9 protein-coding genes are annotated in these 6,981 nt (G+C 71.7%); 1 reads left to right on the forward strand and 8 read right to left on the reverse strand.

Annotated elements, in window-relative coordinates; all coding sequences use genetic code 11:
- Positions 1-398 precede the first annotated feature (398 nt).
- From htpX to ruvC, 3 genes are all read right to left on the reverse strand, one after another.
- Positions 399-1,310: a zinc metalloprotease HtpX gene (gene htpX / locus ACK4S2_RS14870; RefSeq protein WP_409626086.1), complete on the reverse strand. Its 912-nt coding sequence runs from the start codon at positions 1,308-1,310 to the stop codon at positions 399-401.
- Positions 1,311-1,377: 67 nt separating this feature from the next.
- Complete coding sequence (ruvA, locus tag ACK4S2_RS14875) at positions 1,378-2,070, reverse strand: Holliday junction branch migration protein RuvA (RefSeq protein WP_409626089.1); 693 nt, start codon at positions 2,068-2,070, stop codon at positions 1,378-1,380.
- A complete protein-coding gene (ruvC, locus tag ACK4S2_RS14880; RefSeq protein ID WP_409626092.1) occupies positions 2,067-2,573 on the reverse strand; it encodes a crossover junction endodeoxyribonuclease RuvC in 507 nt (168 codons plus the stop codon). The genes ruvA and ruvC overlap by 4 nt, the downstream gene beginning before the upstream one ends.
- A 298-nt stretch (positions 2,574-2,871) precedes the next feature.
- Between ruvC and ACK4S2_RS14885 the strand changes: the two genes are divergently transcribed.
- Complete coding sequence (locus tag ACK4S2_RS14885) at positions 2,872-3,078, forward strand: DUF1127 domain-containing protein (RefSeq protein WP_409626095.1); 207 nt, start codon at positions 2,872-2,874, stop codon at positions 3,076-3,078.
- Positions 3,079-3,174: 96 nt separating this feature from the next.
- Here the strand turns inward: ACK4S2_RS14885 and ACK4S2_RS14890 are convergent, their stop codons facing one another.
- From ACK4S2_RS14890 to tmk, 5 genes are all read right to left on the reverse strand, one after another.
- A complete protein-coding gene (locus ACK4S2_RS14890) occupies positions 3,175-3,510 on the reverse strand; it encodes a hypothetical protein (RefSeq protein ID WP_409626098.1) in 336 nt (111 codons plus the stop codon).
- A 100-nt stretch (positions 3,511-3,610) separates the two neighbouring features.
- On the reverse strand, positions 3,611-4,483 hold the full coding sequence (locus ACK4S2_RS14895; protein ID WP_409626100.1) for a 50S ribosomal protein L11 methyltransferase: 873 nt from the start codon (positions 4,481-4,483) through the stop codon (positions 3,611-3,613).
- Positions 4,484-4,589: 106 nt separating this feature from the next.
- The gene (locus ACK4S2_RS14900; protein ID WP_409626103.1) at positions 4,590-5,747 is read right to left on the reverse strand and encodes an NAD(P)/FAD-dependent oxidoreductase; all 1,158 of its coding nucleotides are present in this window, start codon (positions 5,745-5,747) and stop codon (positions 4,590-4,592) included.
- Between the two features lie 4 nt (positions 5,748-5,751).
- Complete coding sequence (gene msrA / locus ACK4S2_RS14905; RefSeq protein ID WP_409626108.1) at positions 5,752-6,402, reverse strand: peptide-methionine (S)-S-oxide reductase MsrA; 651 nt, start codon at positions 6,400-6,402, stop codon at positions 5,752-5,754.
- Positions 6,403-6,456: 54 nt separating this feature from the next.
- Positions 6,457-6,981 (reverse strand): dTMP kinase (tmk, locus tag ACK4S2_RS14910; RefSeq protein WP_409626106.1); only part of this gene is annotated, 525 nt, incomplete at its 5' end.

The following is a 6,981-nucleotide window of genomic DNA, read 5'->3' on the forward strand; positions in this document are numbered from 1 at the left end:
GGCGCAAGCCTCGGTAGACCACCCCGACACACCTCCCGGAACACCGGGTCCGACCCGGGCGCTGGCGACGAGACTCTCGCGCCCGCACCACCACCCCCAGCCCAGCCGCAAGGCGCCGGCCCAGGGCCCAACGCTCAGCGCGCCCCCGAGCCCCCCCGGGGGGCAACCCGGTGGCCGCAGCCCCGCGCCCCAAACGGACGCCCCTGCAAAAGCGCCGCCCCCAATCGCGCCAAACTCGGGCCAATTGTTAACAAATCGTGAAAACGCGCGCGCAAACCCTTGATTTCGTTATCCCGAACTCCTGTCCCTCGCCGGGACGGGCAGCGCAGCCCTTCACCTTGCCGAAATATCCTCGGGGGTCCAAGGGGGCAGACAGCCCCCTTGCCGCCGCCGGCCGCTCAGCGCCGCACGACCGGAATGCGCGAGCCCGCCATCCGGCCCGCCCCGCCCGCAGCCCGCGACCCCGGCCAGCTGCGCGCCATCGCCTCCAGCGCGGCCACGCGGTTCGCGGTGCTGGGGTGGGTGGCGAACAGCCGGTCGTGGGCATGGGCATGAAGCGGGTTGATGATGAACATGTGGGCGGTGGCCGGGTTGCGCTCGGCGGCCGGGTTGTCGATGCGGCTCGCCAGCGCCTCGATCCGCTTCAAGGCCGCGGCCAGCCACAGCGGGTTGCCGCAGATCTCGGCCCCCGCCTTGTCGGCCTCGTATTCCCGGGCGCGCGAAATCGCCATCTGCACCAGCCCCGCCGCCAGCGGCGCCAGGATCATCAGCAGGATGGTCCCGATCATGCCGCCCGGCCGCTCGCGGTCGTTGCCGCCGAAGAAGAAGGCAAAGTTCGCCAGCATCGACACCGCCCCCGCCATCGTGGCGGTCAGCGTCATGATGAGCGTGTCGCGGTTGCGGATGTGGGCCAGCTCGTGCGCCATCACGGCCGCGACTTCCTCGGCGCTCAGCGCGCGCAGCAAGCCGGTGGTGGCCGCCACGGCGGCATTCTCGGGGTTGCGTCCGGTGGCAAAGGCGTTGGGCTGGTCGGTCTCGATGATGTAGACCTTTGGCCGCGGCATCCCGGCGCCATCGGCCAGCCGGTGCACCATCCGCACCAGATCGGGCGCGCTGCGTTCGTCCACCGCGCGGGCGCCGGCCATCGACAGCACCGCCTTGTCCGAGTTCCAGTAGGCGAACAGGTTCATCGCCCCCGCAACGGCCAGCGCGATCACCGCGCCCTGGGTGCCGCCCAGAATTGCCCCGAGCCCCATGAACAGCGCGGTCATCGCCGCCATCAGGATCGCCGTCTTGCCGTAGCCGCCCATCTGTGCGCCCTCCTTTTCTGCCTGGCGATATGGGGCCGCAGCCGGGCGGCGCAAGAGGGGCGGGCGCTCAGCCGCGGGGTTGCAGCAGCCGCAGCGCGGCGCGGATCAGGGTTGCGGTGTCGGCCGCCCCCTCGCCGGCGGCCTGCGCCACCGCCGCGGCCGCGTCGCCGTGGGAATAGCCGAGGTTGGCCAGCGCCGACAGCGCATCGGCGCTGGCCAGCGCCACCGGGTCGGGCGGCGGCGGGGCCTTGGCCTTGCGGCCTTGCGCGGCCGGGTCGGGGGCCGCCGCCGAACGCTCGATCACGGCATCCTCCGGCGCGCCGGCCGCCGCCGGCATCCGCCCGCCTTGCGCCATCAGCAGCGGCGCCTTGGCCTTGAGCTCCAGCACCACGCGCTGCGCCAGCTTGGGCCCGACCCCCGGCGCGGCCTGCAACGCCCGCGCATCGCCAAGCGCGATCGCCCGCGCCACCCCTTCGGCCCCCAGCGTGCCCAGCATGGCCAGCGCCGCCTTGGCCCCCACCCCCTGCACGGTGGTCAGCAACCGATAGCTTTCGCGGTCGAGCAGCGTGGGAAAGCCGATCAGCTGCAACAGATCCTCGCGCACCACCAGATCGGTATAGAGCGCCGCCGCCTGCCCCGGCGGCGGCAAGGCGGCCAGCGTGCGGTCCGACACCGTCACCTCGTAGCCCACGCCGCGCACATCGAGGATCACCACCCCGTCGCCTTTCCAGTCCACCACGCCCGAAAGCTTGCCGATCATCCCGCCGCCCTTTGCACCGCCGCCGCCAACCGGCCCGAGGATTGCAGATGATGCGCGTGGCAGATCGCCACCGCCAGCGCGTCGGCCGCATCGGGGCCGGCGATCACGACGCCCGGCAGATGCAGCCGCACCATGTGGTCGACCTGCACCTTGGCGGCGTGGCCCACGCCCACCACGGTCTTCTTGACCGCGTTCGGGGCATATTCGCCCACCCGCAGCCCGGCCTGCGCCGGCACCAGCAGCGCGATGCCGCGGGCCTGACCCAACTTCAGCGTGGCCACCGCATCCTTGTTGACGAAGGTGTGTTCCACCGCCGCCGCCTCGGGCGCCCATTGGCGCAACACGGCCGTCAACTGCCCGTGCAGCGACAGCAGGCGGTCGGCCAGATCGCCCGAATCGGAATGGCAGATGCCGTTGGCCACATGGGTCAGCCGGTTGCCCGCCACGTCGATCACCCCCCAGCCGAGGTTCCGCAACCCCGGGTCGATCCCCAGCACCCGCATCCTGCCTGCCCCTGCCGTTTTCCCGACGCTAGCACGAAAGGGGAACAGAGGCCAAGCGGAATGCACGACCGCGTGATTGCCGCAGCGCAGAAACGACCTTCGGCCCACCGGATGCGACCTTTGTTGCGGCGCGGAATCGCCTTGTTTTCCTAGCGTCCGAGCGGCGAGGCAAGCCATGCGCAGAATGCAAGCCGGGCATGAATCGATCGCGCTTGCTTTGCACATGCAGCATCCCTATCTGACTGCGCAGGAAGCAGGACGCTTCAAGAACAGGCAGTTTGCAAAAGGATCCCTCATCATGGCCGCTTTCGACACCTCCCGCCCCGCCCGGGGTTTCTTCGGGGGCCGGCTGAGCAGCCTCGTGGCCTCGGCTGTCGCAATGTTCGTCGCATGGAACGACGCCCGCGTGACCCGCAATGCCCTTGCCCGGCTTTCGGACCGCGAACTGGACGATATCGGTCTGTGCCGCGGCGACATCGAGGCCATTTCGGCCCGCACGCGCTGAGCCGCCTCCAAGCCGCCGCGCCGCTGGCGCGGGAAAGACGTTCGACAGGCCGCACCGGGCAACCGGGGCGGCCTTTGTCTTTGCCGAGAAGCCAGGCTAGACCAGCGCGCCGATATGGGCCGAAAGCCAGATCGTCAGCGGATCGGGCTGCATCACCAGCGCGCCCAGCCAGCCCAGCCCCTCGCCGGACCAAAGCGCATCGACCCGGGCCTGATACAGGTCGCCGCCGAGGCGCACATGGATCAGCGCCTTGAGCACGGTGACCAGCGCCATCACCACCACCACCGGCCCCATCAGCGGAAGGCGCCACCGTTTGCGCCGGGCGTAATGCGACCGCCCGAGGGTGCCGTCGGCCTCGAACCCGAGGCCCGAAACATGCGCACGTTCGATGCGGGCGACGCGGTGCCGGAAGTCTGTCAGGTTCTCGTCCACGCTCAAGCCCTCGCCAACACAAATACCGTGGCAAGAGTGGCGAAGGATTGCGGAGGTTTTGCGGCGCCCGGGTGGCAAGACCGGGGCGCCGGCCGGCCGGTCAGGCCCGGGTCAGCACCAGGGTGGACCAGTCGCCGATATCCTCGCGCGCGGTGGGCGCAAAGCCGGCGGCGACATAGGCGGCGGTCACGTCCTCGGCCTGGGTGGTCAGCAACCCCGACAGGATCAGCACCCCCCCGGGGGCGGCATGCGCGGCCATCGCCGGCGCAAGCTCGATCAGCGGGCCCTTGAGGATATTGGCGAAGATCAGGTCGTAAGGCGCGCGGGCGGCAAGGTCGGGGTGGTCGAAGCCCGCCGCCTCGACGCATGGCACGCGGTCGGCCAGGTCGTTGATGGCGGCATTGGCCAGGGCCACCTCGACCGCGACTTCGTCGATGTCGCTGGCGATGACGGCCGCGTCGGGCCACAGCCGCGCCGCGGCCATTGCCAGCACCCCGGTGCCCGACCCGATGTCGGCCACGTTGCGCGCCGCCATGCCGGCCGCTGCCAGCCGGTCCACCGCGCGCAGGCAGCCCAGCGTGGTGCCGTGGTGCCCGGTGCCGAAGGCCACCGTCGCCTCGATCTGCAAGGGGATCACGCCGGGGGGCACCTTGTCGGCATCGTGGCTGCCGTAAAGCCAGAAGCGCCCGGCCTCGACCGGGGCAAGGTCGCGGCGCACCTTGGCGACCCAGTCGATTTCGGGCAGTTCGGAAACCTGAAACGGGTTGGCGCCGAAGGCGGTGGACAACAGCAGCAGGACCGCGCGATCGGGCGGTTCGACGTAATAGGCGCCGACCTCCCACAGGCCGGAGCCGTCCTCGATCTCGAACACGCCGACGCCGGTCGGTTCGGGGCTGGAGGATTCCAGCGCCTCGGCCAGGGCTTCGGCAGCGTCCTGGCCCGGCAGGGTGGTGAGCGCGGTGAAGGTGGGCATGGGTCGGGCTTTCCGGGGTTGCGCAGAGGGGCCGGCGCCGGGGGCGCAGCGCCCCCGGACCCCCGCAGGATATTCGGGAACAGGCAAGAAGGGGCCCGGTGCGGCCTTAGCCGCGAGGGCGGGCGCGGTCAAGCCCGGCGGCCAGCGTTCGGCGCAGCACGCGCAGGACCGAGCCGAGGCCGATGTCGGCATAGTCGCGCCGGCCCTGCATCAGGTCGACATAGCGCTGCTGCACCGCCGGGTGGCGCGCAAGCATGCGGGCAAAGTTGCCGCGCAGCGGGCGGGCGTAGATCAGGCCGCGCAACAGCCGGGCGCGGCGCAGTTCGTCCAGCACGGGGGCGAGCGCGGCGGCGTAGTGGCCAAGCGCCGCGCCGGGCGCATCTTCGGCCAGCGCGCGCGCGGCGGCGAGGGCGGCCAGCCGGCCCGAGTGGACGGCCCAGCCGATGCCTTCGCCGGTGATCGGGTCGACCAGGCCCGCCGCATCGCCCGCCAGCAGCACGCGGCCTTCGCCCGGCACGGCGCGGGTTTCGCCGAAGGGCAGGTGATGGCCCTTGACGCGCAGCCCGGCGGGCGCGTCCTGTGCGGCAAGATAGCGGTCCAGGCGCGCGCGCAGATCGGGGTTATGCGGTTGCAGGCCGCCGACGCCCACGGTCAGACCGCCGGCCTTGGGAAAGGCCCAGCCATAGCCCCAGGCGGCCGCGCCAAGGTCGATGTCCAGCACGTCGGGGCCGGGGCGCGGGGGCGCCTCGACCTCGAGCGCGAAGGCGACGCGGGCGGGGTCGTGCGCGCGGCCCCAAAGCGCCCGGGCGGTGGCGGAATGCACGCCATCGGCCCCGATCAGCACCGGCGCCTGCAAGGCGGTGCCGTCCGACAAGGTGACGCGGCCGGTGCCGGGGTCGATCCGGTCGGCGCGGCGGCCGGCGTAATCCTGCGCGCCGGCCTGAAGCGCAAGCCCGCGCAAGACCGCGTCGAAGCGGTGGCGCATGGTGGTGCCGAAAGGCGGGTCGCACGGCAGGGTGCCGAGTTCCTGCCCGCCATGCGACAGGCGCAGCGTGGCCACCGGGTGCAACAGGCCCGCCGGCAAGGCGCCGAAGGTATGGTCGAGAAAGCCTTGCGCCCGGCCGGTGATTCCGCCGCCGCACAGCTTGTCGCGCGGGAACAGCGCCCGGTCGACCAGCGCCACCGCAAGCCCCGCCCGCGCCGCCGTGACCGCCGCTGCGGCACCGGCAGGGCCGGCGCCCAGCACGATCAGGTCATGCGTCAATGGATCAGACCCCGAGCCCGATGGGGCAGCTGACCCCGGTGCCGCCGATGCCGCAGTAACCGTCGGGGTTTTTCGCCAGATACTGCTGGTGGTAATCCTCGGCGAAGTAGAAGGCGGGGGCGGGCAGGATTTCGGTGGTGATGGCGCCGCGGCCGGCGCGCATCAGCCGATGCTGATACAGCGCGCGGCTGGCCTCGGCGATGTCGCGCTGGCGGTCGTCGGCGCAATAGATGCCGCTGCGATACTGGGTGCCCACATCGTTGCCCTGCCGCATCCCCTGGGTGGGATCGTGGTTTTCCCAGAAGGTGCGCAGCAGGTTTTCGTAAGGGATCACCGCCGGGTCGAAGATCAGGCGCACCACCTCGTTATGGCCGGTCAGGCCGGTGCAGACTTCCTTGTAGGTGGGGTTCGGGGTGTGGCCGCCGGCGTAGCCCACCATCGTGAGCCAGACGCCGGGCAGTTTCCAGAACACCCGCTCCACGCCCCAGAAGCAGCCCATGCCGAACATCGCCTCGGCCATGCCGGCGGGCACGGGGGATTTCAGCGGCAGCCCCGACAGGAAATGCGTCTCGGCGGTGGGGATGGGCGCGGGTCGGCCGGGCAGCGCCTCGGCGGCGGAAACCATGGTGACGGGCTTGCGGGCAAACAGGTTCATCATCGCGCTCCTCCTGCGGTCGGGGTGCAATATAGGGGGCGCGACGCAAGGCGGCTAGAGCGGGCCGAGGGCACGGCGCACCCGCATGCCGACTTCTGCCGCATCCGCAGCCCCGTCGACCACGCGAAAGCGCAAGGGTTGGGCAGTTGCGAGGTCGAGAAACGCCGCCCGCATGCGCGCCTGCATGGCAAGGCCCATGTCCTCGAACCGCTGTTCGGCGCCGGCGCGGGCCTGCGCGCGCGCGAGGCCCACGGCCGGGTCGATGTCGATCAGCACCGTCAGGTCGGGTTCCACCCCGATCGCCAGCGCATGCAGCGCATCGACCAGCGCGCGCAGATCGCCACGGGTGACGCCCTGGTATACCCGGGTGCTGTCGGCAAAACGGTCGCAGACCACGATGGCCCCGCGCGCCAGCGCCGGGCGGATCGTGCGTTCCAGATGGTCGCGCCGCGCGGCGGTGAACAGCAGCGCCTCGGTTTCGGCCGACCAGCGCGCCGGGTCGCCCTCGAGCACAAGGCGGCGGATCTCCTCGGCCCCCGGGCTGCCGCCCGGTTCGCGCGTCAGCACCACGTCGCGGCC

The organism is Gemmobacter sp., from assembly GCF_046292685.1.
GTDB lineage: Bacteria > Pseudomonadota > Alphaproteobacteria > Rhodobacterales > Rhodobacteraceae > Wagnerdoeblera.